This window comes from Pseudonocardia sp. Ae505_Ps2 (assembly GCF_001932425.1).
In the GTDB taxonomy this organism is placed as follows: domain Bacteria; phylum Actinomycetota; class Actinomycetes; order Mycobacteriales; family Pseudonocardiaceae; genus Pseudonocardia.
The window spans coordinates 4618737-4643942 of record NZ_MCIP01000001.1; the positions used below are offsets into that span (position 1 = coordinate 4618737).

Below are 25206 nucleotides of genomic sequence, written 5' to 3' on the forward strand. Positions count from 1 at the left end.
TCGTGATCGTGAGCGGCGACTCCCGGGCCGAGGTCGACGAGGTCGGGGCGGCGCTGGCCGGGTTCCCCCAGGGCGGCCGGGTCCGGACCGAGCCGCACCCGCCCACGGCACGCCCGCCGAAGGGCTCCGGGGCGGTGCTCGCGCCCTGGCCGAACCGGGTCCGCGGCGGTGTCTGGACCCACCGCGGGACCCGTCACCGGCTCGCGCTGACCGAGCCCGACGCCGGCAACGCCATCCACGGCCTGCTGCGGCACGTGCCGCGGACACCGGTGGAGCGGGCGGGCGACCGGATCACCCTGACCGCCGTCGCGCCGGTGCAGCCCGGCTGGCCGCAGCCGGTACGGCTCACGGTGACCTACGCCGTCGGCCGCGACGGGCTCACCGTCACCACCGAGGTGGAGAACCTCGGGGACGCGACCGTCCCGTTCGGCCTGGGGTTCCACCCGTACCTGCGGGTCGGTGACGTCCCGACCGACGAGCTGGAGCTCACCCTGTCCGCGCGGACCGAGCTGCCGCTGCGCGAGCAGCTGCCCGACGGCCCGCCGGCGCCGCTGCCCGCCCCGATCTCCCGCACCAAGCTCGCCGGCCTCGTCCTGGACGGCGCGTTCGGCGGCTGCACGCCCGGCGACGGCCCGGACGGCGGAGCCGACGGCCGGGTCCGGCACCGCGTCGGGGCCCGCGACGGCGGGGGCACCGAGCTGTGGGCCGACGCGGCGTTCGGCTGGGTGCAGGTCTTCACCCCGTCGGACTTCCCGCGCCAGGGCCCGGACGGGGTCGTCACGCCGTCGCGGGCGATCGCGGTCGAGCCGATGACCTGCCCGCCGGACGCGCTGAACTCGGGCACCGACCTGATCGAGCTGGTCCCTGGCGAGACGCAGGTGCTGCGCTGGGGCGTCCACGCCACCGGGTGACCGCGGCACGTGACTCGTGTCACGGCGCAACGGGGAATGCGGGCGAAGTCGTTGAACGCTCTACGTTTCGTGACTGCTGAGACCGCTTCCCCGGTGCTCCTGCCCCGTCTCGACGAGGCCGGCCGCGCCGCGCTGTTCACCGAGGCCCGCACCGCCAACACCTTCACCGACGAGCCCGTCAGCGACGAGACGCTCCGTGCGGTGTGGGACCTGGCGCAGTGGCCGCCGACCGCGGCCAACACCCAGCCGCTGCGCGTGACGTTCGTCCGCAGCGACGAGGGCAAGGCCCGTCTGGTGCCGCTGCTCGCCGAGGGCAACCGGGCCAAGTCCCAGGCCGCCCCGGTCGTCGCGATCCTGGCCGCAGACCTGGACTTCCACGAGCACTCGGACACCACGTTCCCGGTCAAGCCCGGCTTCCGCGAGGGCCTGGAGTCCCAGGGTCGCGAGGGCCGCGAGCCGATGGCCCGGTTCAACGCGTCGCTGCAGATCGGCTACCTCCTGCTCGCGGCCCGCGCCCACGGTCTCGCGACCGGGCCGATGGCCGGCTTCGACGCCGACGCCGTCACCGAGGAGTTCTTCCCCGGCGGCCGGCACCGCGCGTTGCTGGTGGTCAACCTGGGCCACCCCGGCCCGGACGCCTGGCACCCGCGGCTGCCGCGCCTCGAGGCCGAGCAGGTCCTCGACTTCGCCTGAGCGGGCGCGCCCGCACTGCCGTCACCGTGCGGCCGTCATCGAGGGTGTGTGCTGCAGCAGGGTGCGGGTGTAGTCGTGCTGCGGGTCGGTGAGGACCTCGTCCACCGTGCCCTGCTCGACGATGCGGCCCTGCTGCAGCACCGCGATCCGGTCCGCGACCTCCCGGGCGAGGGCGATGTTGTGCGTCACGAACAGCATCGCGGTGCCCAGCTCGCGGCGGACCGTCGCCAGCAGCTCGACGATCGAGGCCTGCACCGAGACGTCCAGCGCGGAGGTGACCTCGTCGCACACCAGCACGTCCGGGGCGGTGACCAGGGCGCGGGCGATCGCCGCGCGCTGACGCTCACCGCCGGACAGCCCGCCCGGGTAGCGGTGGGCGAAGGACTCGTCGAGCCGCACCTGGCGCAGCATGTGCAGCACCCGGTCCCGGCGGGCGTCGGCGTCGAGGTCGGTGAGGTGCCGCAGCGGCACCTCCAGTGAGCTCGCGACGGTGCGCCGCGGGTTCAGCGACGCGAACGGGCTCTGGAACACGTACTGCACGCTGCGCAGCTGGGCGTAGCTGCGCGGGGTGGCGAGCGCCTCGCCGTGCAGGCTCAGCTCGCCCGCGTCGAGCGGCAGCAGCCCGGACAGGCCACGGGCCAGCGTCGTCTTCCCCGACCCGGACTCGCCCAGCAGCATCAGGCACTCCCCGGCGGCCAGCTCCAGGTCGACGCCGTCGAGCACGGGGCGGTCGCCGTAGCGCTTCCCGGCACCGCGCACCCGCAGCACCGGCTCACCGGCCGGTGCCGGCTCCCGCCCGGTCTGCCGGTGCAGGTCCGGCACCGCCGCGATCAGCGCCCGGGTGTAGGGGTGCTCCGGCGCGGTGAGCACCGCGCGCACGGTTCCGGTCTCGACGACCTCGCCGGCCTGCATGACCGCGACCCGGTCGGCCAGCCCGGCGACGACGGCGAGGTCGTGGGTGATGTAGAGCGCGGCGGTCCCGGAACGGGTCACCAGCTCCCGCACGGTGTCGAGCACCAGGTCCTGGGTGGTGACGTCCAGCCCGGTCGTCGGCTCGTCGAGCACCACCACGTCGGGCCGGTGCACGAACGCCGCCGCGATCCCGACCCGCTGCTGCTGTCCGCCGGAGAGCTGGTGCGGGTAGCGGTCGGCGAAGGCGTCGTCGCCGGGCAGCCCGACGTCGGTCAGCACCTCCCGCACCCGGGCGGCCACGTCACCCTCCCAGCCGTGTGCGGTGAGGACCTCCGCGACCTGCGGCCCGATGCGCAGCACCGGGTTCAGCGACAGCGCCGGGTCCTGCGGCACGTAGGAGACCAGCCGGCCCCGGACCCCGCGCAGCGTCGCCGCGGGCAGCGTGAGCAGGTCGTCGTGGGACTCGGTGTGCCCGGCGAAGCGCATCGTCCCGCCGGTGTGGGTCAGCCCGGCGCGGAAGTGGCCGAGCGCGGCCAGCGCCGCGGTGGTCTTGCCCGACCCGGACTCGCCGACCAGGGCCAGGATCTCGCCCGGTGCGACGGCCCAGTCCACGCCGTGCAGCACCTCGCGGCCGTGGGTCGTCGCGACCCGCAGCCCCGTGCACTCGATCGTCGGTGTCCGGCTCATGCCCCGCCCCCCGTCGTGTCCGCGGACTCCTTCGCCAGCGCATCGGTGATCATGTTCGTGCCGACGGTGAGGACCGCGATCGCGAGCACCGGCAGCAGCACCCCCCACGGCGTGACGATCAGCGCGATCCGGTTCTCGTTGATCTGCAGCCCCCAGTCCGACGCCGGCGGCTGCACCCCCAGTCCCAGGAACGACAGCGACGCCACGTAGCCGATCGAGTAGGTCAGCCGCAGGCCGAGCTCGACCATCAGCGGGCCGGTGATGTTGGGCAGGACCTCGGTGGCGAGGATCCGTCGCCGGGGCATCCCGTACATCCGGGCGGCCTGCACGTAGTCCTGCCCGGCGACCGAGAGCGTCGCCTGCCGGGCGACGCGCGCGACCCGCGGGACGTGGGTGATGCCGATGACCAGCACCAGCAGCCAGCCCGACGAGCCGAGCACGGCGACCGCGAGCAGTGCCAGCACCAGCTGCGGGAACGACAGCAGCACGTCGCCGCCCCGCATGATCAGCGTGTCCAGCCGGCTGCCGGTGGTGCCGGAGTAGCCGGCGAGCATGCCCAGCGCCGTCCCGCCGACGACGCCGATCGCGGTCGCGGCCAGCGCGTAGAGCAGCACCGGTCCGCCGCCGGCGAGGAACCGGGTGAACACGTCGCGGCCCAGGTCGTCGGTGCCGGCGATGCCCTCGGCGCGGAACGGCCGCCCGGCGAAGTCGTCGACGCCGTAGCCGGTCAGCAGCGGCCCGACGAGCGGGCCGAGCAGCGCGACCGCGACGACCAGGACGGTGAGGACGGCTCCGATCCGCGCTTGCCGGCGGCGGAAGGTGCGGCGCAGCAGGCCGGACGGCGCGGAGGGCGCGGACGGGGTGGACGGGGTGGACGGGGCGGTCATGCGGGACCTCCGGTCGAGGAGTGCCGGATCCGCGGGTCGGCCAGGATCCCGGCGACGTCCGCGGCGAGGTTCACCACGACGTAGAACGCCGCGATGACGAGGGTGATCGCCTGCACGACCTGCACGTCCCGGTTGGCGACGGCGTCGATCAGCGCCTGCCCGATCCCGGGGTAGCGGAACAGGAACTCGACGACGACCACGCCCCCGGCCAGCCAGGCCAGCTGCAGGGCGATCACCTGGGCGACCGGGCCGATCGTGTGCGGCACGGCGTGCCGGAACAGCACGGTGCGCTCGGGCAGCCCCTTGAGCCGGGCCATCTCGACGTAGCCGGCGTCGAGGGTCTCCGACAGCGTCGCGCGGGTCATCCGCACCACGTAGGGGATCACCACCAGTGCCAGCGTCACGACCGGCAGCACCAGCTGCTCGGGTCGCGCCCACACCGGCTCGCCCGGCCGGGCGATCGTCACCGACGGCAGGATCCGCAGCACCGAGGTCGCGAACAGCACGACCAGCAGCACGCCGATGACGAACTCCGGCAGCGCGGCCAGCACCAGCGAGGCCCCGGACACCGCGGAGTCGGTCCGGGTGCCGCGCCGGACCGCGGCCCGCGCGCCCAGCGCGAGCGCGACCGGGGTGGAGACGAGCGCGGTCAGCACCAGCAGCAGCGCCGAGGCCCCGATCCGGTCTCCGAGCAGCTCCGACACCGGGCCGCCGGTGGCGGCGGAGAAGCCGAGGTCGCCGGTCAGGACACCGCCCAGCCAGGTGAGGTAGCGCTCGGGCGCGGGCCGGTCGAGGCCCAGCTGCGCGGTCAGCGCCGCCACCCGTTCCGGGGTGGCCTGCTGGCCGAGGATGGCCCGGGCGGGGTCGCCGGGCAGCAGCAGCGTCGCGGCGAAGATCAGCACCGACACGACGAGCAGGATCAGCACCGACAGCGCGAGGCGCCGCAGGATCATGCGGACGAGCGGGCTCATGCGTCCACCCACGCCTTCCGGAACTCGTAGCCGGACAGGGACAGCCCGGTGCGGTTCGGGACGAGCCCGCCGACGTAGGCCTGGTGGGCGTCCACCCGGTCCGGGAAGCCCCAGATCAGGTAGCCGCCGCGGTCGAACTCGATCCGCTGCGCCGCGCGCACCAGCTGGGCCCGCCGCCCGGCGTCCAGCTCGGACCGGGCCCGGCGGACCAGGCCCTGGTACTGCGCGTCGGTCCAGTGCGTCTCGTTGAACGGTGCGTCGGGCATCGAGGACTGCGAGGCCTGCGGCAGGTAGTTGCGGGTGTTCCAGAAGCTCTGCGCGAACTCCCACTGCAGGTACTGGTCGGAGAAGAACGTGGAGGTGTCGACCCGGCGCAGCCCGACGTCGATCCCGGCGCCGCGGGCCTGGGTGGCGAACACCTGCGCGGCCTCGACGGTGCCGGCCTGGATCGGGGAGGTCACCAGCTCCACCGCGAGGTTCGGCTTCCCGGCCGCGGCGAGCAGGTCGCGGGCCCGGGCGAGGTCCTGCTCGCGGGACGGGTCGAGGTAGTCCGGGTCGAAGCGGGCGTAGAGGTCGACGCCGGCGGCGCCCTGCCCGGACAGCACCTGGTTGACCAGCTCGCCGCGGCCGGTGACCAGACGCAGCGCCTGGCGGACCCGGACGTCGTCGAACGGGGCGACGTCGACGCGCATGGTGAACGGCAGCCACGACCCGGTCTCCGAGGTCAGCAGCCGCACCGAGTCGTAGGAGCCGACCACCTCGGTCAGCGACAGCGGGACCTGGTCGATCGCATCGACCTGCCCGGAGAGCAGGGCGTTGATCCGGGCGTCGTCCTCGGAGAAGTTGATCAGCTCGAGGCGGTCGACGTAGGGCTGGTCCGGGCGCCAGTAGCCGTCGTGGCGGACGAAGGCGCTCTGCTGGCCGGGGGTGAACGAGGCGAACCGGAACGCCCCGGTGCCGACCGGCCTGTCCAGCGAGAAGTCGGCCGGGACGATCCCGCACGAGTACTCGGCCAGGTACTGGTCGAAGATCGGGGACGGCTCGGACAGCACGAACCGCACCGACCGGTCGGAGGCGACGACGACGTCGTCGAGGATCCCGAACTGCGACGCCCCGGACTTCGGGTCGGACGGGTCGGTGATCCGCGCGAAGGTGGCGACGACGTCGTCCGGGGTGACCGGACGGCCGTCGTGGAAGGTGATGCCGGCGCGGATGACCGCGGTCCAGGCCCGTGCCCCGGGCTCCGCCGTCACCGACTCGGCGACCGCGGGCTGCAGGGTGTAGGCGTCGTCCCAGTGCAGCAGCGGCTCGTAGAGGCTGAGCGTGCGGGCGATGTCGGGGTTCGTGGCGGGGCTGTGCGGGTCCAGGGTGTCCGACGATCCGCCGCCGGTCACCCCCACCCGCAGGACGCCGCCGCGGCGCGGGGGACCGGCGTCGCGGGCCGCGGCGGGGCCGCCGCAGCCGGCGAGCACGGCCGCCGCGGCGAGTCCCGCCGCGCCGCCCAGCAGGCGTCGCCGGGACAGCGACGTCAGGGTCGGGCTGGTCATCGAGCTGTCTCCTCGGGGAGGGCCCCGCAGGTGCGGGGCCGCGGTCGCGGGTCAGGTCGGGGGCCGGGTCACCTCCTGCACCGCACGTCCGGCGTGCTCGGGTACGGGGTCGCCGGTGACCAGCGCGTCGAGGTCGGCGGCGACGCCGTCCGGGAACGGCGCGGTGCCGCCCGGGCCGACGTGCAGACACATCAGCTCCTCGGTGGCACAGAGCCGGCCCGCGGTGCGCAGCTCGTGCCAGAGCCGCAGCCGTTTCGCGTCGCGGCCGAGCACCCGGGTCGTGACCTCCAGCTCCGCGTCCGCGCCGATCTCGCGCAGGTACCGCACGTGCGCCTCGACGGTGTAGAGCGAGCAGCCGGTCGTGTCCCGGTAGCCGGCGTCCATCCCGGTGTGTTCCATCAGCGCCGTCGTCGCGTCGCCGAACACCAGCACGTAGTAGGGCTCGGACAGGTGGCCGTTGTAGTCGATCCACTCGGGGCGGACGACGTCGCGGTGCGCCGGCAGCGCGCTCACCGGGCGGTCTCCCCGGCGGTCTGCCCGGTGGTCTGCCCGGTGGTCTGCCCGGTGGTCTGCCCGGTGGTCTGCACAGTGGTCTGCCGGGCCGCGGCCACGGCCCGGCGGACCGCGATCACCGCCCGGTCGCGCTCGGCCACCAGCTCGGCCATCGGTCGCCCACCCGCGGAGACCTCGGCGCCGGCGACCATGTCGTCGCGCAGCTCCCGGGTGAGCTCCGGGGCCTCCAGGCGTGTCCACGGCGCCTTCAGCGACGGTCCGAAGTGGTCCAGCATGTGCGCCATCCCGCCCCGGCCCCCGGCCAGGTGGAAGGTCAGGCAGGGCCCGTGCACCGGCCAGCGCAGCCCCGGGCCGTCGGTGATCGAGCGGTCGATCTCCTCGGGGGTGGCCTCGCCCGCGGCGACCATGTGCAGCGCCTCGCGCCAGATCGCCTCCTGCAGGCGGTTCGCGATGAAGCCGGGCAGCTCCCGTTCCATCTCGATCACCGACTTGCCGATGTGCCGGTAGAAGTCCGCGGCCCGCGACGCCGCCCAGGCCGCGGTCCGCTCCCCGCCGACGACCTCGACCAGCGGGATCAGGTAGGGCGGGTTGAACGGGTGCCCGACGACGAGCCGGTCCGGGTGCGCCGCGGTCGTCGCCATGTCGGTCATCGGGAACCCCGAGGTCGACGACGCCACCACCACGTCCGGACCGGCCGCCACCGCGGCGTCGGCCAGCTCGGCCAGCAGGGAGCGCTTGAGCGTCAGGTCCTCCGGGGCGCTCTCCTGCACGAAGTCCGCGCCCGCGACGGCCTCGGCCGCGGTCGGGAACATCGTCAGCGCGTCCCGGTCGGCGCCCTCGGCCAGCCCCAGCTCGGTGAGCGCCGGCCAGGCGGCGTCGACCACGCGGCGCAGCGTCTCCTCGGCGTCCGGGGCGGGGTCCCAGGCCCGGACCCGCAGCCCGCGGGCCAGGAAGTACGCCGCCCAGCCCGCGCCGATCACTCCGGCGCCGATGCAGGCGACGGTCCGGATCGCGGAGACGGGCCGGAGGTCGGGCTCGGACTCGGTGACGGACACGGACTCTGTCTCGGGCTCAGACACCGGCGCGCTCCTTCAGGCCGAGGATCGCGCGGGCGCGGTCCGGCGTCGCGACGCTCGCGCCGAGGTTCTGCACGATCTCCACCGCGCGCTCGGTCAGCTGCTCGTTGGTCGCCTTCACCCCGCGGGAGAGGTAGAGGTTGTCCTCCAGCCCGACGCGGGCGTGCCCGCCGGCCAGCACCGACTGCGCCACCCACGGCAGCTGGTCGCGCCCGATCGCGAACGACGCGAAGTTGGCGCCCTCGGGCAGCAGGTTCACCTCCGCCGCCAGCACACCCGGGTCGGCCGGGGCGCCGTAGGGGATGCCCATGCACAGCTGGAACAGCGCCGGGGCGTCGATCAGACCCTCCTCGACCAGGACGGTGGCGAACCACAGCTGTCCGGTGTCGAAGATCTCCAGCTCGGGCTTCACCCCGAGCTCCTGCACCCGCCTGGCCCCGGTGCGCAGCATGTCCGGGGTGGAGACGTAGAGCTGGTTGCCCTCCCCGAAGTTCAGCGAGCCGCAGTCCAGCGTGCAGATGTCGGGCAGCAGCTCCTCGACGTGCGGGAGCCGCTCCAGGGCGTTGACGAGGTCCGTGCCGTCGATCGGCTTGAGCGGGTCGTCGGCGTCGATCACCAGGTCGCCGCCCATGCCGGCGGTCAGGTTCAGCACGACGTCGACGCCGGAGTCCCGGATGCGGGTCACGGTCTCGCGGTAGAGCTCCACCGCCCGCGACGGGCTCCCGGTCTCCGGGTCGCGCACGTGGATGTGCACCACGGCGGCCCCGGCCCGGGCCGCGGCGATCGCGTCCGCGGCGATCGCGGCCGGGGTGACGGGCACGTGCGGGCTGCGGCCCACCGTGTCGCCGGCCCCGGTCACCGCGCAGGTGATGATGACGTCACGGTTCATCCGATCTCCGTTCGTTCCGTGCCTGCCGGCGCCGCGAGCACGGCCCGGTCGATGAAGTCGTGCAGCAGGGCGCGCATCCGGTCGGTCCCGGCCCGTGGGGTCATCGCCAGCACCTGGATGCCGAGCCCGTCGATCAGCGCGGTGAGCTGGTCGGCCAGGGCCTCGGTGCGGCCGGACACGAACACCCCGGCCGCGGCGCCCTCGGCGATCGTCATGGCGATGCTGCGGTACCAGCGGTCGTAGGCGTCCCAGTACAGCGCGCGCCGGGCCGGGTCGATCGCCGACTCCGCCCACACCTGGATCCAGATCGACCACTCGCGGCGCAGCAGGGCGCCGTCGGGGAGCTGCAGGTCGATCAGCCGCAGCAGCCGCTCGTGCGGGTGGGCGATCGTGTCGAGCTCGGCGACCTGGCGGTCGAAGGCGAGGCGCACGTTGTGCCGCAGCGCGGAGTCGAGCAGCTCCGAGCGGGTGGGGAAGTGGTAGTGGATCGCCGCCGGGCTGGTCCCCGCCGCCCGCGCGACGTCGGCGGTGCGGACCCGGTGGTAACCGTGGTCGGCGATCAGCTCCCAGGCCGCGTCGAGGATCCGGCCACGGGTGCCGTGGGCCCCGCCGGGCTCGCGTCCGGTGTCGGGCTCGGCCGCCGCGGCGGCGGCCCCGGTGGGGACCGCGGTCCTGGCCCGGGCGCCGTCGCGGCCGTGCAGCAGCCGCGCGACCGTCTCGCCGGTGACCTCGGCGATGCGGACGAGCTCGTCGGCGGCGAAGCGGCGACGTCCGGCGAGGGACTTCGACAGCTTGGTCTCCTCCAGCCCGATCGCGGCCGCGAACCGGCGCTGGGTCCAGCCGTCGCGCTCGAGCAGGGCGCGCACCCGTCCGGCGACCGCGTCCTCGGCGGTCCGGGTGGTACGGGGGTCGGTCACCGGGCGACCGTAGGCCCTGACTTGCGATATGCGCAAGTACTGATCTCTGATCGTCGCAGCGTACGACGTTGTTTCGTAGGCGTTACCGGTTGCAGGACCAGTTCGCGGGGCTTCTCGCGGAAGCGCTTGCGCGGCACGGTGCGAGCGGTAGGGTCGGCGTCTCACCCGACGGCGCCGTGGGGCGCGGGGGACGTGGCAAGGGGGACCATGCGTTCGCTGGACGAGACCGGGATCTGGGCCGACGGGATCGAGGGCGTGGAGGTCCCCGGCTACGACCGGGCCGCCGTGGGGCGCGGGATCGTCCACATCGGCGTCGGTGGGTTCCACCGCGCGCACCTCGCGATGTACGTCGACGCGTTGCTCGCCTCCGGCGGGGCGCCGGAGTGGGGGATCTGCGGGGTCGGCGTGCTCACCGCCGACGACCGGATGCGTGACGTGCTGGCCGCCCAGGACGGGCTGTACACGCTCGTGCTGAAGGAGGCCGACGGGACGCTGACGCCCCGGGTGGTCGGGTCGCTGGTCGACTACCTCTACGCCCCCGACGACCCCGACGCCGTCATCGAGCGGATCGCCCACCCCGACACCCGGATCGTCTCGCTGACGATCACCGAGGGCGGCTACGCGATCGACCAGAAGACCGGCGAGTTCGACCCGGACTTCCCCGGCATTCGCGCCGACCTGGACGCGATGGCCGCCGGCTCCGCCCCGACCGGGGCGTTCGGGCTGGTCGTCGAGGCGCTGGCGCGTCGCCGGGAGCGCGGCACCGGCCCGCTCACGGTCATGAGCTGCGACAACATGCAGGGCAACGGCGACGTCGCCCGCCGGGTGTTCACCGGTGTCGCCCAGCTCCGCGACGCCGGGCTGGGCGCCTGGGTCGCGGAGTCGGTCACCTTCCCGAACTCGATGGTCGACCGGATCACCCCGGCCACCGCCGACACCGACCGCGAGGCCCTCGCCGAGCGCTTCGAGCTGCGCGACGGCTGGCCGGTCGTGTGCGAGCCGTTCACCCAGTGGGTGCTCGAGGACCACTTCGCCGCGGGCCGCCCGGAGTTCGAGCGGGTCGGGGTCCAGCTCGTCGACGACGTCGTCCCCTACGAGTTCATGAAGCTGCGCCTGCTCAACGCCACCCACCAGGCGCTCGGCTACCTCGGCTACCTCGCCGGGCACCGCTACGTGCACGAGGTCGCCCAGGACCCGACGTTCGCGGCGTTCCTGCGGTCCTACATGGACGACGAGGCCACCCCGACGCTGCGCCCGGTGCCCGGCATCGACCTCGACGCCTACAAGGACACCCTGCTGGAACGCTTCGCGAACCCGGGTGTCGCCGACACGCTGATGCGGATCAACTACGGCAGCTCCGACCGGATCTCGATCTTCCTGTTGCCGGTGGTGCGCGAGCAGCTGGCCGCGGGCGGGCCGGTCGCGCGGGCGGCGGCCGTCGTCGCCGGGTGGTGCCGCTACGCCGAGGGCACCGACGAGCAGGGCCGCGAGATCCCCCAGCAGGACCGTCTCGCCGAGGAGATGACCGCGCTGGCCCGCGCCGAACGGGACACCCCGGGGTCGTTCCTGTCCCACCGCGGGGTGTTCGGCGACCTCGGCTCCGACGAGCGGTTCGCGGGCGCGTTCCGGGCCGCGCTGGAGTCGCTGTGGTCACGCGGCGCGGCGTCCACCGTCGCGGACCTGGCCTGAGTCGAGCCGATGAGCTCGGGGCCGGGCCGCGGTCCTACCCCCGACACCTCCGTACCGGACCCCGGGAGACCACAGTGGGCACCATCGACGTGCACGAGTTCATCAGCCTCGACGGGGTCGTGTCCGACCCGTCGTGGACGGCCGAGTACGGCTTCCCCGACGCGATGGGGGAGGCGATCGGCCGGCTGACCGACGCGGCGATCCTGCTCGGCCGCACCACCTACGAGATGTTCCACCCGGCCTGGTCGGCCCGCGGCCACGACGTCGAGTCCGGCGGGGCGTTCTTCAACGGCGCGCCCAAGCACGTCGTCACCTCGACCCTGGCCGACCCGCTGGAGTGGGAGAACGCCCGGGTGCTCGGCCCGTACGACCCGGTGCGGATCCAGCAGCTCAAGGACGCGACCGGCGGCGGCATCTACGTCTCCGGCAGCGTCACCCTGGTCCGTGCGTTGCTCGCCGACGGCCTGGTCGACACGCTCAACCTGTTCGTCTACCCGGTGTCGCTCGGGGCCGGGCTGCGGCTGTTCGCCGAGGGCGTCCGGGCGCCGTTGCGGCTGCGCGAGTCGGAGGCCTACGAGAACGGCGTGGTCCGGCTGACCTACGGGCCGCCGGCGGCCTGAGCCGGGGGCGCGTTCAGTCCGGCAGCGCCGCGAAGGACTCCCGGGCGGCCGCCAGCACGTCGCCGTAGACCTGGCGGGCCGCCGGGCCCTCCGGGGCGGCCAGCCAGCCGGCGACGGCGACCTGCATGATCGCCATCGCGGCGGCCGCGTCGAGCCGGTGGGCCGTGGTGGGGGTGTCGGTGCCGTCGCGCTCGGCGAGCGCGTCGGCGACGGTCTGCTCCACGGTCCGTCCGACGTGGGCGATCCGTGGGCGCAGCTCGGGGTGGGTGCGCAGCAGCTCCATCTGGCCGTGCCAGGTCGGGCTGGTCGTCAGCGCCTCGGCGACCTCGGCGAGCACCGCCGTCGCGGCCCCGAGCGGGGACGACTCGGGCCGGGCGCGGACCTCGGTGGCGAGCTCGGCGAGGGAGGCGGCGTCCCAGTCGAACAGCACCGCGTCCTTCGACGGGAAGTGGTTGAAGAACGTGCGCGGCGCGACGTCGACGTCGGCGCAGATCTCCTCCACGGTGAACGCGTCCGGGCCCTGGGTGCGGGCGCGTTCCAGTGCCGCGGCGCGCAGCGCCTGGCGGGTCCGCACCTTCTTGCGCTCCCGCAGCCCGTGGCAGCGTGCCTCCTGGTCGGTCAGCATGTCGCCGATCATGCCCGTCCCGCCTCTCCCGCTGGTCCCGGCGCGCGGCTCGCACCCTCGACCCGAGCGGGGAGTGCAGTCGTGCAGTCACTGCAGTGTGCTCGCAGGATCGTGAGCACCGCAAACTACTGCACGACGCAATCCGGCACCGGACGAGGGTCAGCCGTGCGCCAGCAGCGCTGCCCCGATGATCCCGGCCTCGTTGAGCAGCCCGGCCGGGACGAGCTTCGTGCGGGTCCGCACGTAGGGCGACCACTTCTCGAACTTCTTGCTGACCCCGCCGCCGACGACGATCAGGTCCGGCCACAGCAGGTTCTCGACGTGGGTGAAGTAGCGCTGCAGCCGCCCGCCCCACTGCTCCCAGTCCAGGTCCTCGCGCTCGCGGGCGGAGTCGGCGGCGCGCGACTCGGCGTCGAACCCGTCGAGTTCCAGGTGCCCGAGTTCGGTGTTGGGCACCAGCTTCCCGTGGTTGACCAGCGCCGACCCGATGCCGGTCCCGAGGGTCACGACGAGCACCAGCCCGTGGTGGTGGTCGGCGGCCGCGCCGAACTCGGCCTCGGCGACGCCCGCGGCGTCGGCGTCGTTGACCAGCACCGCGTGCCGGCCGGTGACCCGGCGCAGCACCGCGGCCGCGTCGCAGTCGACCCAGGCCCGGTCCACGTTGGCGGCGGTGCGGGTCACCCCGTGCGTGACGACCGCCGGGAACGTGCAGCCGAAGGAGTGACGCCAGTCGAACTCGTCGAGGATCTGCGTGACGGTCTCCGCGACCGCCTCCGGTGTCGACGGCTGCGGCGTCGGGATCCGCACCCGCTCCGCGGCCAGCCGGCCCTTGTGCAGGTCCACCGGGGCGCCCTTGATGCCGGAGCCGCCGATGTCGATGCCGAACCCGAGTGCGTGCTTGCTGCTCACGCGCCCGATCCTGCCAGGGCCGCCGAGACGACGCCGCGCGCCTCGTCCTGGATGCGTGCCAGGTGCTCCGGCCCGCGGAAGCTCTCGGCGTAGACCTTGTAGACGTCCTCGGTGCCCGAGGGACGGGCGGCGAACCAGCCGGTGTCGGTGAGGACCTTCAGCCCGCCGATCGCGGCGTCGTTGCCCGGGGCGCGGGTGAGCTTCGCGGTGATCGCGTCCCCGGCGAGCTCGGTGGCGGTGACGGCGCCGGCGTCCAGCTTCGACAGCGCCGCCTTGTCCTCCCGCGAGCAGGCGACGTCGGTGCGGGCGTAGGCGGGGGCGCCGAACCGCTCGGTCAGCCGGGCGTAGTGCTCGCTGGGGGTCGAGCCGGTGACCGCGGTGATCTCCGAGGCGAGCAGGGCGAGCAGCAGGCCGTCCTTGTCGGTGCTCCAGGGCGAGCCGTCCCGGCGCAGGAACGACGCGCCCGCGCTCTCCTCGCCGCCGAAGCCGATCTCGCCCGAGCGCAGGCCGGGCACGAACCACTTGAACCCGACGGGCACCTCGACCAGCGTCCGGCCGAGGTCACCGGCGACCCGGTCGATCATCGACGAGCTGACCGCGGTCTTGCCGATCCCGGCGGCGGCGGGCCAGCCGGGGCGGTGGGCGAACAGGTAGCCGATGGCCACGGCGAGGTAGTGGTTGGGGTTCATCAGGCCGCCGTCGGCGGTGACGATGCCGTGCCGGTCGGCGTCGGCGTCGTTGCCGGTGGCGATGGTGAAGGGAGCCGGATCGGATTCCATCCGGGCCCGCAGCGACGCCATCGCGTACGGCGAGCTGCAGTCCATCCGGATCTTCCCGTCCCAGTCCAGGGCCATGAACCCGAACGTCGGGTCGACGGCCGGGTTGACCACGGTGAGGTCCAGGCCCCAGCGCTGCGCGATCGCGCCCCAGTAGTCGACCGAGGCGCCGCCGAGCGGGTCGGCGCCGATGGTGACCCCGGCGTCGCGGATCGCGGCCATGTCGAGGACCTGGTCGAGCTGGTCGACGTAGGTGCCGAGGTAGTCGTAGCGGTGCGCGGCCGCGGCGTCGAACCGGGCGGCGCGGCGCACCTCCTTCAGGCCGTTCTCCAGCAGCTGGTTGGCCCGGTCGGCGATCCAGGTCGTCGCCTCGGTGCCCGCGGGGCCGCCGTCGGGCGGGTTGTACTTGAAGCCGCCGTCGGCGGGCGGGTTGTGCGAGGGCGTGACGACGACGCCGTCGGCCAGGTGCCGGCCGTCGCGCCCGGCATTGGTGACCAGGATCGCGTGCGAGATCGCGGGGGTCGGGGTCAGCCCGTCCCGGGAGTCGACGACGACGTCGACGTCGTTGGCCGCGAACACCTCGGCCGCGGTGCGCCAGGCGGGCTCGGACAGCGCGTGGCTGTCGCGGCCGAGGAACAGCGGGCCGTCGGTGCCCTGGGCGGCCCGGTACTCGACGATCGCCTGGCTGGTGGCGGCGATGTGGTCGTCGTTGAAGGTCGCGGTGAACGCCGACCCGCGGTGCCCGGACGTGCCGAACGCGACCCGCTGCACGTCGACCGACGGGTCGGGGTGGGTCGTGGCGTACGCGGCCAGCAGCGCGTCGACGTCGACGAGGTCCTCGGGGCGGGCCGGGGTCCCGGCGCGCTCGTGCACGGTCATGCGGCGATCCTTCCCTCTCGTCGCGGCGCACGCCACCGCCTACCGTTGCGCGGTGTGCGGATCGCGTCGCTGCTCCCGGCCGGCACCGAGATCGCCGGGCGGCTCGGCCTGGCCGCCGACCTGGTCGGCGTCACCTTCGAGTGCGACGACCCGGCGGGGGTGCGGGGCCGGGTGCCGGTGGTCGTGGACACCGCGCTGCCGACCGCCGCGTCGCCGGGGGAGATCGACGCCGTCGTCCGCGAGCGGGCCGCGGCCGGGCTGCCGCTGTACGAGGTGGACCGCGCCCGCCTCGCCGCCGCCGACCCGGAGCTGATCCTCACCCAGGACTTGTGCGCGGTGTGCGCGCTACCCGGCTCGACCGTCGCGCAGGTGCAGGCCGAGCTGGGTACCCGGGCCCGGGTGCTGTCGCTGGACCCGCACCGGCTGGCCGACGTGCTCGACGTGGTGACCGCGGTCGGCACCGCGGCCGGGGTGCCGGACCGGGCCGCCGAGCTGGTCGCGGGCCTGTCGGCGCGCCTGGACGCGGTGGCCGCCGCGGTGCGGGGCCGCCCGGCACCGCGGGTGCTGGTGCTGGAGTGGACCGACCCGCCGTTCCTGCCGGGGCACTGGGTGCCCGACCTGGTCACCGCGGCGGGCGGTGTCCCGGTGGCCGCCGCCCCGGGTGGGCGCAGCACCGCGGTCGACCGGGCCGACCTGCCTCCGTGCGACGCCGTGCTTGTCGCGCCCTGCGGCTTCGGGCTCGACGACGCGCTCGCCCAGGCCCGCGCGGCGCTGCCGTGGCTGCCCGCGGGGGTCCCGGTGCACGCGATCGACTCGGCGTCCTACGTCGTGCGGGCCGGTCCGCGCCTGGTCGACGGGGTGGAGGCGGTCGCGGCCCTGCTGCACCCCGGCGCGGTCCCGGCGCCGCCGCCGGGACGGGTCGCGCGGGTCCGCTGAGCGGCCCTCACTCCCTGGTGCCCGGGCCCAGGCGCCGCCCGACCATCCGCGCGGTCCACGGTGCGACGAGCAGCATCAGGATCACCCGCAGCACCTGCACCGCGACCACCGAGGTGACGTCCACTCCGGACGAGATCGCCGTCGCCAGCACCGCGTAGATCCCGCCCGGGGTGGTCGCGAGGTATCCCTCCAGCGGGGTCATGCCGGTGAGGGAGGACAGCAGCAGCCCCAGCAGGGCGCACAGCGCGACGACGCCCAGGATCAGGACGGTCGCCAGCGGCAGCACCCGCGCGACGGTGCCGAGCGCGGCCCGGGTGAAGCGCAGCCCGGCCTGCCAGCCGATGACGGCGTAGGCGACGTCGACGATCGGGAGCGGCACCGACGCGTCGAGGGAGAACCCGGCCAGGCTGATCACCAGCGCCACCACCATCGGCCCGAGCAGCGCCCCGGCGGGGACCCGCGCGACCTTCCCCAGCGGGACGCCGACGCCCACGCACACCGCGGTCGCCGCGAGCCCGACCCACCACGGCGCGCCGGGGCCCGTGCCCGCGGCGGCCGGGGCACCGGGCGAGGCGCCGTAGACGAACGCGGCGACCACCGGCATCGTCGCGGTGACCAGACCGACCCGCAGGTACTGGATGACGGCGACGGTGCGCTCGTCGCCGCCGAGCTCGCGGCTGATCGCGACCAGCCCGGACGCGCCGCCCGCGGTCTGCGCGAGCATCCCGGTGAGCGGGGTGACCCCGCGCTGCAGCCCCATCAGCAGCCCGGACCCCATGCTGAGCAGCAGCGTCGCGAGGCTGATCAGCAGGACCGGCAGCCACTCCGCGGCCACCGCCGCCAGGGTGTCCGGCCGGGCGAGCAGGCCGATGACGACACCGATCACCGCCTGGGCGGCCGACGTCGCCGGGCGGGCGACCCGGGTGGGGCCGAGCCCGGACAGCGCGAGCACGGTCGCGACCAGCAGCCCGGCGAACAGGGCGGGGGAGGGCACGTCGACCGTGGCGAGCCCGGCGGTCACCAGCACGGTGAGGGCGGCGAGCAACGGCCAGCGCCACCATCCGGACAGCGACGGGCGGGAGCTCACCGTGGGATCACGACCCGAGCCTAAATGGTACGGACGTACTGAGTCGCGGTGAGTCCGGACACGATCGTTGTCGTGAGCGAACGATCACCGCTTCCGTCGGAGCGGCCGCCGGGGTAGGACGGACGGGCACGAGGAGGTGCGCCGATGGGAGACACCCCGAGGAACGACACCGGAGCGGCGATGACGGGACTCGGCCCGGTGATCGCGGCGCTGACCGCACCCGGCGGGGAGTTCGAGCTGGTCGACGCCGAGGTGCGGGGCGTCGCGATGCGGGTCTACCGGCGTGGCCCGCACACCCTGGCCGAGCTGTGGGCGGCGACGGCGGCCTGGCCGGAGCGCACCTTCACCGTGTACCAGGGCGAGCGGCGCACCTACGGCGAGCACCGGAGCCTGGTCGCCGACCTGGCCGGCGTGCTCACCGGGCGGTTCGGGCTGCGCCCCGGTGACCGGGTCGCGATCGCGATGCGCAACCTGCCGGAGTGGCCGGTGGTCTTCTTCGCCGCGCAGGTCGCGGGACTGGTCGTCGTGCCGCTGAACGCCTGGTGGAGCGCGCCCGAGCTGGCCTGGGCGGCGGCCGACTCCGGTGCCCGGGTGGTCGTGGCCGACCCGGAGCGGTGCGCCGCCCTGTGCGGCAGCGGCACCGACGGCAGCGCTCGCGGCGTCGGGGTACCCGTCGTGCGGGTCCGCGGTGGCGGGGCGCCCGCGCCCGGCCCGGTGGTCGAGTGGGAGGACCTCGGGCTGCGCACCGACGGTCCCGGTGACCCGGGCGGCCACAGCCCGCCCGGCCCCGACGACGACGCGACGATCCTCTACACCTCCGGCACCACCGGCCGCCCGAAGGGCGCGGTCGGCACCCACCGCAACCACGTGACGAACCTGCTCAACGTCGCACTGACCGCCCGGGCGACCGCGCTCGACGCCGGGACGGAACCGCCGCCGGGGCAGCAGGGGACGCTGCTCATGTACCCGATGTTCCACATCGCCGGGATCAACGGCCTCGTCGGCGCCGTGCTCGGCGGGGCGAAGCTCGCGACCCTGCACCGCTGGGACCCGGCCGCGGCGCGGGCGGTCGTCCGGGCCGAGCGGCTGACCCGCTCCAACGGTGTCCCGTCGACGACGGCGGAGCTGCTCGACGGCGCTGACCCCGCCGACCTGGCCTCGCTGCGGACGGTCGGCATGGGCGGGGCGCCCGTGCCGCCGGAGCTCGTCGCCCGGATCGGACGCGACCTCGGTGCCGGCGCGGCGAACGGCTACGGCCTGACCGAGACGACCTCGGCGATCTGCGCGAACACCGGGCCCGAGTACCGGGCCCGCCCCGACTCGGTCGGCCGGCCCGCGCCGGGGGCCGAGCTGCGGGTCGCGGGCCCGGCCGGGGAGGCGCTGGGCGACGGCGAGGTCGGCGAGCTGTGGTTCCGCGGCCCGAACGTGGTCCGCGGCTACTGGAACCGGCCCGACGCCGATGCCGAGGCGTTCGTCGACGGCTGGTTCCGCACCGGCGACCTGGGGCACGTGACCGACGGCTGGGTGTACGTCGTGGACCGGTGCAAGGACGTCGTGCTGCGCGGCGGGGAGAACGTGTACTCCGCGCAGGTGGAGGCGGCGATCCACACCGTCGACGGGGTGCTGGAGGTGGCGGTGCTCGGGGTGCCGCACCCGCGCCTGGGGGAGGAGGTCGCCGCGCTGGTCCGGGCCCGCCCCGGGGCGGCCCGCGACGACGACGCCGTCCGCGCCGCCGTCGCCGCGCGGGTGGGCGAGTTCGCCGCGCCTGCGCACGTGCGGTGGACCGACGAGCCGCTGCCCAGGACCGCGACGGGCAAGATCCGCAAGCGCGAGCTGCGGGCGGGCTTCACCGCTCCGAGGTGAGGGTCCTGCGGGCCGCGGACGCGGCGTCCAGCCAGGGCCGCGGGTCCGGGGCGCCGGCCGGCGGGACCAGGACGACGGTGTCCAGCCCGGCCGCGGCGTGGGTCGCGACGATCGACTCGACCGCCCGCCGCCGCTCCGGGAGTGCGGGATCCTCCGGCAGCGCGACGTAGCCGATGCGCCGGAAGCCGTCCGCGGCGCCGCCCGGCCCGCACGACCCGAGCGAGGACCGGACCTCCTCGGGGGTCAGACCCGAGTCGAGCAGGACCCCGTCGGCGAGGTCCCCGGCCAGTCGCAGGGTGCGCGGCCCGCGCCCGCCGACCAGGACCGGCGCCGCGGTCGCCGGCGGGTGGTCCAGCCGGACCCGGTCCAGCCGGACGTAGCGCCCGGAGCGGGTGACCTCGCGCCCGGCGAGCAGGTCCCGCACCGCGGTCGTGTGCTCGGCGAGCAGGGTCAGCGGCGAGGTGACCCGGTTGCCGACCTGGCCCATCCAGTCGAGCACGCCGTGCCCGAGGACCGGCAGGTACCGGCCGGGGAACAGCCGGGCGAGCGAGGCGATCTCCATGGCGACGACCGCCGGGTTCCGCAGCGGCACCGGGAACAGCCCGACGCCGACGGTCAGGGCCTCGGTGCGGGCCAGCGCGACGGCGGCGGTGGCGGTCCCGCCGTGCAGGAAGCAGTCCTCCCACAGCCACAGCTGGTCCAGCCCCGCGGCCTCGACGTCACGGGCTGCGCCCGGCAGCTCCTCGGGGGGCAGCTCGGGCCGGAAGACGATGCCGATGTCCGTATGACCGTCCGTATGACCGTCCATGGGACGCTCAGGCCGGGTCGATGCGGAACACCGGGCAGATGCCGGTCAGGGCACCGAGGTCCTCGGGCGTCGGCTCGGTGACGATCCCGTTCTCCATCATGATCGCGACGCCGTCCGGGGTGACCTCCGGCCACGCCTCGAGGACGGTGCGCGCCTGCTCCGGCGGCACCTCCACCAGCACGACGGGCTCCGGCTCGGCGTCGTGCCCGGTGCTCAGCGTGGCGTGCCCGCCCGCGGCCCGGACGTTGACGATCCAGTCCGCGCCCGGGAACCCGCCGACGACGAACCGCTCCCCACCGGTCGCGTACACCGTCAGCGGGGTGTGCCGAGGCCGGCCGCTGCGCCGGCCGGGGACGGTCAGGACGGGCAGCTCGAACGGCAGATCGCCGCGGTCGCGCCGGGCGAGCAGGTCGTCGTTGTGGTCCTTGATCTGCTGGGGGGCACGGATGTGACGGCGGGGATCGTCGGACACGGGAGCTCCTCGTTGTCGGATCCGGGCCAGGATGCCACGGGTCCGCGGACGGGTCGCGGGACTGCTCGCTGCCGTGCCCGGTGGCGGCCGGGCAGGGACGGGTCCTCCTCAGTCCGACCGCAGCCCGTCCAGGATCTCCTCGGCGCGGGCCAGGTCCTCCCCGGCCCGGTCGGCCCGGGCCGCCGCGTCCCGGGCGGCGCGCTCGGCCTCGTCCCGGGCGCGGTCGGCGTCCTCGGCCTCGTCCCGGGCGCGGGCCAGCTCGGCGGTCAGCTCCGCCACGCGGCGGTGCGCGTCGTCGCGGCGTCCCGCGGCCTGCGCGGCGCGGTCCCGGGTGTCCTCGCGTTCCCGGTCGGTGTCGTGGGCGGCCAGCCGGGCGGTCTCGACGGCCTTCTCGGCCTCGGCGAGGGCCCGCGCGTGCCGCTGCGCCGCGCGCCGCTGCTGCTCCTCGGCGGCCCGGCGCTCGGCCTCCCGGCGCCGCGCGTCGCGCCGGCGCCGGGACAGCTCCCCGTCGCCGTCCGGTCGGGATGCGGTGTCCGGGGGAGCCCCGGTGCCGGGTGCAGGCTCGGCGTCGCGGTCCGTCGAGGTGGGCGGTGACGAGGTGCGCGGTGGCGAGGTGGGCGGTGGCGGGGTGCGCGGCGGCGAGGTCCGCGGCGCAGGTGGCCCGGAGTCCGGCTCCGCGAGCGGGCCGAAGCCGCTGTGTCGCTCGTAGCGCTCCAGCCGTCCCGACCGCACGCGGTCGGCCAGCTCCGGGTCGGCCAGCGCCGACTCCAGGACCCACCGCACGTCGCGTTCCAGGCCGGGGTCCACCCGGGCCCCCGCGGCGCGGCCGAGGGCCGCGGCCCGCCGGGCCAGCGCACCGACCAGCCGGGTGCGCTGCGCCGACACCTCCCGCAGGGCCGCGCCGTCGAGCGAGCGCTGGGCGTCGGCGAGCACCGGGGCCAGCGCCAGGAGCCCCTCGACCTCGTCGCGGGCGTCGTCGACCAGCAGGTTCGCCAGCCACGCGGCCCGGGTCGGCCGCCGGGCGGCGGCGATCGCCCGGGCGGAGTCGGTGTCGGCCTCGGCGCGGGCCCGGGCGACGGCGGCGGCGCGCGCGGCCACGAAGTCCTCCGGCGGGACCCGGTAGAGCAGGTCCAGCTCCGCGTTCGCGTCCACGCCGGCGGGCCTCAGCTCAGGTTCGCGTGCGTCCCGACCAGGACGGCACGGCCGACGGTGTGGCTGAACAGGGTGAAGGCGAGGAACGTGGGCGTCGCGGTGGTGGGCACGTCCAGCGTGGGCACGTCGACGGCGTGCACCACGAAGAAGTACCGGTGCGGGCCGTGCCCGGGCGGCGGGGCGGCGCCCAGGTAGCGGGCCAGGCTCGCGTCGTTGCGCAGCTGGACCGCGCCCTCGGGGAGGCCGGAGCCGGTGTCGTCACCGGCGCCGGACGGCAGCGATGTCACCGACGCCGGCAGGTTGAACACCGCCCAGTGCCAGAACCCGGCGACGGTCGGGGCGTCCGGGTCGTAGCAGGTCACGGCGTAGGACCGGGTCCCCTCCGGCGCGCCGGACCAGGACAGCTGCGGCGAGACGTCCTCGCCGCCCGCGCCGAAGATCCCCGACAGCTGGGGGGTGGCGAGCGCGGTGCCGTCGGTCAGGTCGGTGCTGGTCAGGGTGAACGACGGGACCGGGGGCAGCTCGTCGTAGGGGTTGCGGGGCACGGGATGGACCTCCTCGGGTCGGTGGTGGGTGTCTCGCCGTGATCCTGGCACGGCGCGTCGGCTGCCGTCCGGCGGCGAGGAGGGCAGGGTGTCGGTCCGTGGAGATGCTGCTCGTGCTCGTCGGGATGATGGTGGCCGCGGTCGTCCTGGTCGGGGTGGGGGACCGGCTGCGGCTGCCCTGGCCCGCGCTGATGGTGGTGCTCGGCGTGGTCGTCGCGCTGCTGCCCGGCCTGCCCGACGCGTTCGTCATCGACCCCGAGCTGATCCTGCCGCTGTTCCTGCCGCCACTGCTGTTCGCCACCGCGCAGCGCACGTCGTGGGCGGTGTTCCGGGCCCGGTGGCGGTCCATCGCGCTGCTCGCCGTCGCGCTGGTGCTGGTCACCGCGACGGTCGTGGCGGGCACGGTGTGGCTGCTGGTCCCGGGGATCGCGGTGACCGCGGCGATCGCGCTGGGCGCGATGGTGGCCCCGCCGGACCCGGTGGCGGTCGAGGCGGTCGCCGGGCAGGTCCCGATCCCGCGCCGGGTGGTGGCCGTGCTGCAGAGCGAGGGGCTGTTCAACGACGCGACGGCCCTGGTCGTGTTCCAGGCCGCGGTGCTCGCCACCGTCTCCGGCGGCGAGCTGAGCCCGCTGGGGCTGGGGCTTCGGTTCGTCCTCGGCGCGGCCGGGGCGGTGCTCATCGGTCTCGGGGTCGCCTGGCTGGCCCGGCGGGTGCTCGGCCGGGTCACCGACGCCACCGGACGCAGCGCGCTCACCCTGGTCCTGCCCTTCGCCACCTACCTGGCGGCCGAGGAGCTCGGCGCGTCCGGGGTCATCGCGGTCGTCGTGCTGGCGTTGCAGCTGCGGGCCGGGGCGGACGCCGACGAGGCGGCCGAGCGGCTCACCCAGTCCTCGCTGTGGAACGTCGTCGAGCTGCTGGTGACCGGGCTCGCGTTCGGCCTGATCGGGCTCGACCTGCGCCAGGTCGTGCTCGCCGCGGGCGACGAGCTGCCGACGATGCTCGCGCACGCGGCGGTCGTGTGCGTGGTCGTCGTCGCGGTGCGGGTGCTCTGGATGGTCGTCGCCTGGCGGGTGCTGGCCCGCGACGGCGACGGGGCCGCCGCGGCCGGCGCCGCCCCGCTCACCGGACGCGAGGCCGTGCTCCTGTCCTGGTGCGGCATGCGGGGCCTCGCGACGCTCGCCCTCGCGCTGTCGCTGCCGCTGCAGACCGCGTCCGGGGCGCCGTTCCCCGCCCGCGACGAGCTCGTCCTCATCGCGGTGTCGGTGCTGTTCGTGACGCTGCTCGTGCCCGGCTTCACCCTGGGCATGCTGGTCCGCGCCCTCGACATCGACGACGAGGCCGACGCCGAGGACCGCGCCGAACGCGAGATCGTGCTGCGGGCCCGCCGGGCCGCCGTCGCCACCCTGGAGTTCGAACGCACGGTCCGCGGCCTGCCCGAGGAGGTCGGCACCGCCATGCGGGAGCGCGTCGAACGGCTGGAGCGGGTGCTGTCGGGGGAGACGCCGTCGGAGGAGGAACGGTCCCGGATCGCGGCGGTGAAGAAGGCCCGCCGGGCGTTCGCCGAGGCGCAGGCCTCAGCGCTGGCGGCCGCCCGGACCGAGGTGCTGGCCGCGCGGCGCGAGCCCGGTGTCGACCCGCACGCCGTCGACCGGGTGCTGCGCCGCCTCGACCTGCGCACGGTGCTGCTCGACTGAGGACCGGAGGTGTCCGCGTCCGCGGGCACGATCGAGCCATGACGTGCCCGTTCACCGCCCGTACCCGCTCGCTGTCCGAACCGGACCCCGCGCCGGCCGGAGGTCCGGTCGTGCGCACGACGCTCCCCGGCGGGCCCGCCGTGTGGGTGGTCACCGAGGAGGCGCTCGCCCGCCGGGTGCTCACCGACCCGCGGTTCGCCAAGGACCCCGCGCTCGCCCCGCCCGGCGTCACCGACCTCGAACCCCCGGCCGTCGAGCGGCTGTCGCTCACCACCGCCGACGGCGCCGGGCACGCCCGGCTGCGCCGCGCGCACGCTCCGCTGCTGTCGGCCCGCGCGCTCGCTCCGTACGCCGGACGGATCCGGTCCATCGCCGCGGGCCTGCTCGACGGCCTCGGCCCCGGCGAGGTCGACCTCACCGAGGACGTCACCATCCGGTACCCGCTTGCCGTCGTGCTCGAGGTCGTCGGTGCCCCGCCGGGGCTCCTCGACGACGCCGTCGACGCCTGTCGCGCGATGTGGAGCCCCGACCCGGCCGTGGCGGGCGCCGCCTTCGGACGGCTGCAGGCGATCGGCACGGCCGCGGTCACCGACGGGACCGGCGACGGCGTCGCGGCCGGCCTGCGTGCGGCCCTGCCCGACCTCGACGACGCCCAGGTCGGCTACCTCGTGTTCGGCCTGGTGTTCGGCGGTCAGCTCACCACCGACGCCGCGCTCGGCTACGTCGTCGCCCACGCCCTGGACTCCGGGCTCGCCGGCCGCACCGCCGACGAGCTCGACGCGCTGGTCACCGAGGTGCTGCGGGTCCACCCGCCCGCCCCCTACTCGCTGTGGCGCTTCGCCCGCACCGCCGTCGACCTCGCCGGGCGGGCGCTGCCTGCCGGGGCTCCGGTGCTCGTCGACATCCGGGGGATCGACGCCCGCCCGACCCAGGGACATCCGCTGACGTTCGGGCACGGCCCGCACTTCTGCGCCGGTGCGCACCTGGCCCGGCTGGAGCTGCGCACGATGCTGGAGGTGCTGCGCGACGACTTCCCCGACGCCCGGCCCACCGTTCCGGCCACCGGCCTCGTCGAAGTGCACCCCGGCGGGTCCGGCGGACCGCGGCTCGCCGGTCTACGGGTGCACCTGCGTCCCGCTCGGTGATCT

24 protein-coding genes are annotated in these 25206 nt (G+C 75.4%); 8 read left to right on the top strand and 16 right to left on the bottom strand.

Annotation, left to right across the window (positions count from 1 at the left end; genetic code table 11):
* The first annotated feature begins 8 nt into the window (after positions 1-8).
* Both Ae505Ps2_RS21670 and Ae505Ps2_RS21675 read left to right on the top strand, forming a co-directional pair.
* Positions 9-911, top strand: a complete 903-nt coding sequence (locus tag Ae505Ps2_RS21670) for an aldose 1-epimerase family protein (protein WP_249265319.1) — start codon at positions 9-11, stop codon at positions 909-911.
* 93 nt (positions 912-1004) lie between these two features.
* Positions 1005-1604 carry a malonic semialdehyde reductase gene (locus tag Ae505Ps2_RS21675; protein ID WP_020622741.1) on the top strand — a complete coding sequence of 200 codons (600 nt, stop codon included), beginning with the start codon at positions 1005-1007 and terminating at the stop codon, positions 1602-1604.
* 21 nt (positions 1605-1625) lie between these two features.
* Here Ae505Ps2_RS21675 and Ae505Ps2_RS21680 read toward each other — a convergent pair whose 3' ends face one another.
* The 8 genes from Ae505Ps2_RS21680 to Ae505Ps2_RS21715 all read right to left on the bottom strand — a co-directional run bounded on the left by Ae505Ps2_RS21680 (position 1626) and on the right by Ae505Ps2_RS21715 (position 10003).
* Positions 1626-3203 (bottom strand): ABC transporter ATP-binding protein, encoded by a 1578-nt coding sequence (locus Ae505Ps2_RS21680; protein WP_075306508.1) that lies wholly within the window; start codon positions 3201-3203, stop codon positions 1626-1628.
* On the bottom strand, positions 3200-4090 hold the full coding sequence (locus tag Ae505Ps2_RS21685; protein ID WP_075333401.1) for an ABC transporter permease: 891 nt from the start codon (positions 4088-4090) through the stop codon (positions 3200-3202). Before Ae505Ps2_RS21685 ends, Ae505Ps2_RS21680 begins: the two co-directional genes overlap by 4 nt.
* Positions 4087-5061, bottom strand: coding sequence for an ABC transporter permease (locus Ae505Ps2_RS21690; RefSeq protein ID WP_020622743.1), 975 nt, complete (start codon positions 5059-5061; stop codon positions 4087-4089). Before Ae505Ps2_RS21690 ends, Ae505Ps2_RS21685 begins: the two co-directional genes overlap by 4 nt.
* Positions 5058-6608: an ABC transporter substrate-binding protein gene (locus tag Ae505Ps2_RS21695; protein ID WP_075306504.1), complete on the bottom strand. Its 1551-nt coding sequence runs from the start codon at positions 6606-6608 to the stop codon at positions 5058-5060. The genes Ae505Ps2_RS21690 and Ae505Ps2_RS21695 overlap by 4 nt, the downstream gene beginning before the upstream one ends.
* Before the next feature lie 51 nt (positions 6609-6659).
* A complete protein-coding gene (locus Ae505Ps2_RS21700; protein ID WP_086002286.1) occupies positions 6660-7112 on the bottom strand; it encodes a thioesterase family protein in 453 nt (150 codons plus the stop codon).
* 5 nt (positions 7113-7117) lie between these two features.
* Positions 7118-8131, bottom strand: coding sequence for a 3-hydroxyacyl-CoA dehydrogenase NAD-binding domain-containing protein (locus Ae505Ps2_RS21705; RefSeq protein ID WP_283160357.1), 1014 nt, complete (start codon positions 8129-8131; stop codon positions 7118-7120).
* Between the two features lie 61 nt (positions 8132-8192).
* The gene (locus Ae505Ps2_RS21710; protein WP_020626421.1) at positions 8193-9086 is read right to left on the bottom strand and encodes a 3-keto-5-aminohexanoate cleavage protein; all 894 of its coding nucleotides are present in this window, start codon (positions 9084-9086) and stop codon (positions 8193-8195) included.
* Positions 9083-10003 carry a TetR/AcrR family transcriptional regulator gene (locus Ae505Ps2_RS21715; protein ID WP_020626422.1) on the bottom strand — a complete coding sequence of 307 codons (921 nt, stop codon included), beginning with the start codon at positions 10001-10003 and terminating at the stop codon, positions 9083-9085. Before Ae505Ps2_RS21715 ends, Ae505Ps2_RS21710 begins: the two co-directional genes overlap by 4 nt.
* A gap of 207 nt (positions 10004-10210) precedes the next feature.
* Here Ae505Ps2_RS21715 and Ae505Ps2_RS21720 point away from each other — a divergent pair, with 207 nt between their 5' ends.
* Together Ae505Ps2_RS21720 and Ae505Ps2_RS21725 are read left to right on the top strand one after the other, a co-directional pair.
* Positions 10211-11692: a mannitol dehydrogenase family protein gene (locus Ae505Ps2_RS21720; RefSeq protein WP_075333405.1), complete on the top strand. Its 1482-nt coding sequence runs from the start codon at positions 10211-10213 to the stop codon at positions 11690-11692.
* A gap of 74 nt (positions 11693-11766) precedes the next feature.
* Complete coding sequence (locus Ae505Ps2_RS21725) at positions 11767-12312, top strand: dihydrofolate reductase family protein (RefSeq protein ID WP_075306496.1); 546 nt, start codon at positions 11767-11769, stop codon at positions 12310-12312.
* A 13-nt stretch (positions 12313-12325) separates the two neighbouring features.
* Here Ae505Ps2_RS21725 and Ae505Ps2_RS21730 read toward each other — a convergent pair whose 3' ends face one another.
* The 3 genes from Ae505Ps2_RS21730 to pgm all read right to left on the bottom strand — a co-directional run bounded on the left by Ae505Ps2_RS21730 (position 12326) and on the right by pgm (position 15501).
* Positions 12326-12937 (bottom strand): TetR/AcrR family transcriptional regulator, encoded by a 612-nt coding sequence (locus Ae505Ps2_RS21730; protein ID WP_170917070.1) that lies wholly within the window; start codon positions 12935-12937, stop codon positions 12326-12328.
* A 159-nt stretch (positions 12938-13096) separates the two neighbouring features.
* A complete protein-coding gene (gene ppgK / locus Ae505Ps2_RS21735; RefSeq protein WP_075306493.1) occupies positions 13097-13846 on the bottom strand; it encodes a polyphosphate--glucose phosphotransferase in 750 nt (249 codons plus the stop codon).
* Positions 13843-15501 carry a phosphoglucomutase (alpha-D-glucose-1,6-bisphosphate-dependent) gene (gene pgm / locus Ae505Ps2_RS21740; protein WP_075306491.1) on the bottom strand — a complete coding sequence of 553 codons (1659 nt, stop codon included), beginning with the start codon at positions 15499-15501 and terminating at the stop codon, positions 13843-13845. Before pgm ends, ppgK begins: the two co-directional genes overlap by 4 nt.
* A gap of 54 nt (positions 15502-15555) precedes the next feature.
* On the opposite strand from pgm, the gene Ae505Ps2_RS21745 reads away from it, so the two are divergent.
* Positions 15556-16437 (top strand): ABC transporter substrate-binding protein, encoded by an 882-nt coding sequence (locus Ae505Ps2_RS21745; protein ID WP_075334252.1) that lies wholly within the window; start codon positions 15556-15558, stop codon positions 16435-16437.
* A gap of 7 nt (positions 16438-16444) precedes the next feature.
* Here the strand turns inward: Ae505Ps2_RS21745 and Ae505Ps2_RS21750 are convergent, their stop codons facing one another.
* Complete coding sequence (locus Ae505Ps2_RS21750) at positions 16445-17524, bottom strand: AbrB family transcriptional regulator (RefSeq protein WP_075306487.1); 1080 nt, start codon at positions 17522-17524, stop codon at positions 16445-16447.
* A gap of 144 nt (positions 17525-17668) precedes the next feature.
* Between Ae505Ps2_RS21750 and Ae505Ps2_RS21755 the strand changes: the two genes are divergently transcribed.
* Entirely contained in the window at positions 17669-19387 is a 1719-nt protein-coding gene (locus tag Ae505Ps2_RS21755; protein ID WP_075333407.1) for a class I adenylate-forming enzyme family protein, read from the top strand.
* On the opposite strand, the gene Ae505Ps2_RS21760 is transcribed toward Ae505Ps2_RS21755, so the two are convergent.
* The 4 genes from Ae505Ps2_RS21760 to Ae505Ps2_RS21775 all read right to left on the bottom strand — a co-directional run bounded on the left by Ae505Ps2_RS21760 (position 19371) and on the right by Ae505Ps2_RS21775 (position 22364).
* Complete coding sequence (locus tag Ae505Ps2_RS21760; RefSeq protein WP_075306483.1) at positions 19371-20195, bottom strand: LLM class flavin-dependent oxidoreductase; 825 nt, start codon at positions 20193-20195, stop codon at positions 19371-19373. The genes Ae505Ps2_RS21755 and Ae505Ps2_RS21760 overlap by 17 nt on opposite strands.
* 7 nt (positions 20196-20202) lie before the next feature.
* Complete coding sequence (locus Ae505Ps2_RS21765; RefSeq protein ID WP_084786378.1) at positions 20203-20667, bottom strand: nitroreductase/quinone reductase family protein; 465 nt, start codon at positions 20665-20667, stop codon at positions 20203-20205.
* A 108-nt stretch (positions 20668-20775) separates the two neighbouring features.
* Positions 20776-21819: a hypothetical protein gene (locus Ae505Ps2_RS21770; RefSeq protein WP_075306481.1), complete on the bottom strand. Its 1044-nt coding sequence runs from the start codon at positions 21817-21819 to the stop codon at positions 20776-20778.
* Between the two features lie 11 nt (positions 21820-21830).
* Positions 21831-22364 carry a YbhB/YbcL family Raf kinase inhibitor-like protein gene (locus tag Ae505Ps2_RS21775; protein ID WP_075306480.1) on the bottom strand — a complete coding sequence of 178 codons (534 nt, stop codon included), beginning with the start codon at positions 22362-22364 and terminating at the stop codon, positions 21831-21833.
* 104 nt (positions 22365-22468) lie between these two features.
* On the opposite strand from Ae505Ps2_RS21775, the gene Ae505Ps2_RS21780 reads away from it, so the two are divergent.
* Together Ae505Ps2_RS21780 and Ae505Ps2_RS21785 are read left to right on the top strand one after the other, a co-directional pair.
* The gene (locus Ae505Ps2_RS21780; protein ID WP_249265396.1) at positions 22469-24058 is read left to right on the top strand and encodes a Na+/H+ antiporter; all 1590 of its coding nucleotides are present in this window, start codon (positions 22469-22471) and stop codon (positions 24056-24058) included.
* A gap of 38 nt (positions 24059-24096) precedes the next feature.
* Positions 24097-25203 carry a cytochrome P450 gene (locus tag Ae505Ps2_RS21785; RefSeq protein WP_075306476.1) on the top strand — a complete coding sequence of 369 codons (1107 nt, stop codon included), beginning with the start codon at positions 24097-24099 and terminating at the stop codon, positions 25201-25203.
* Positions 25204-25206 lie beyond the last annotated feature (3 nt).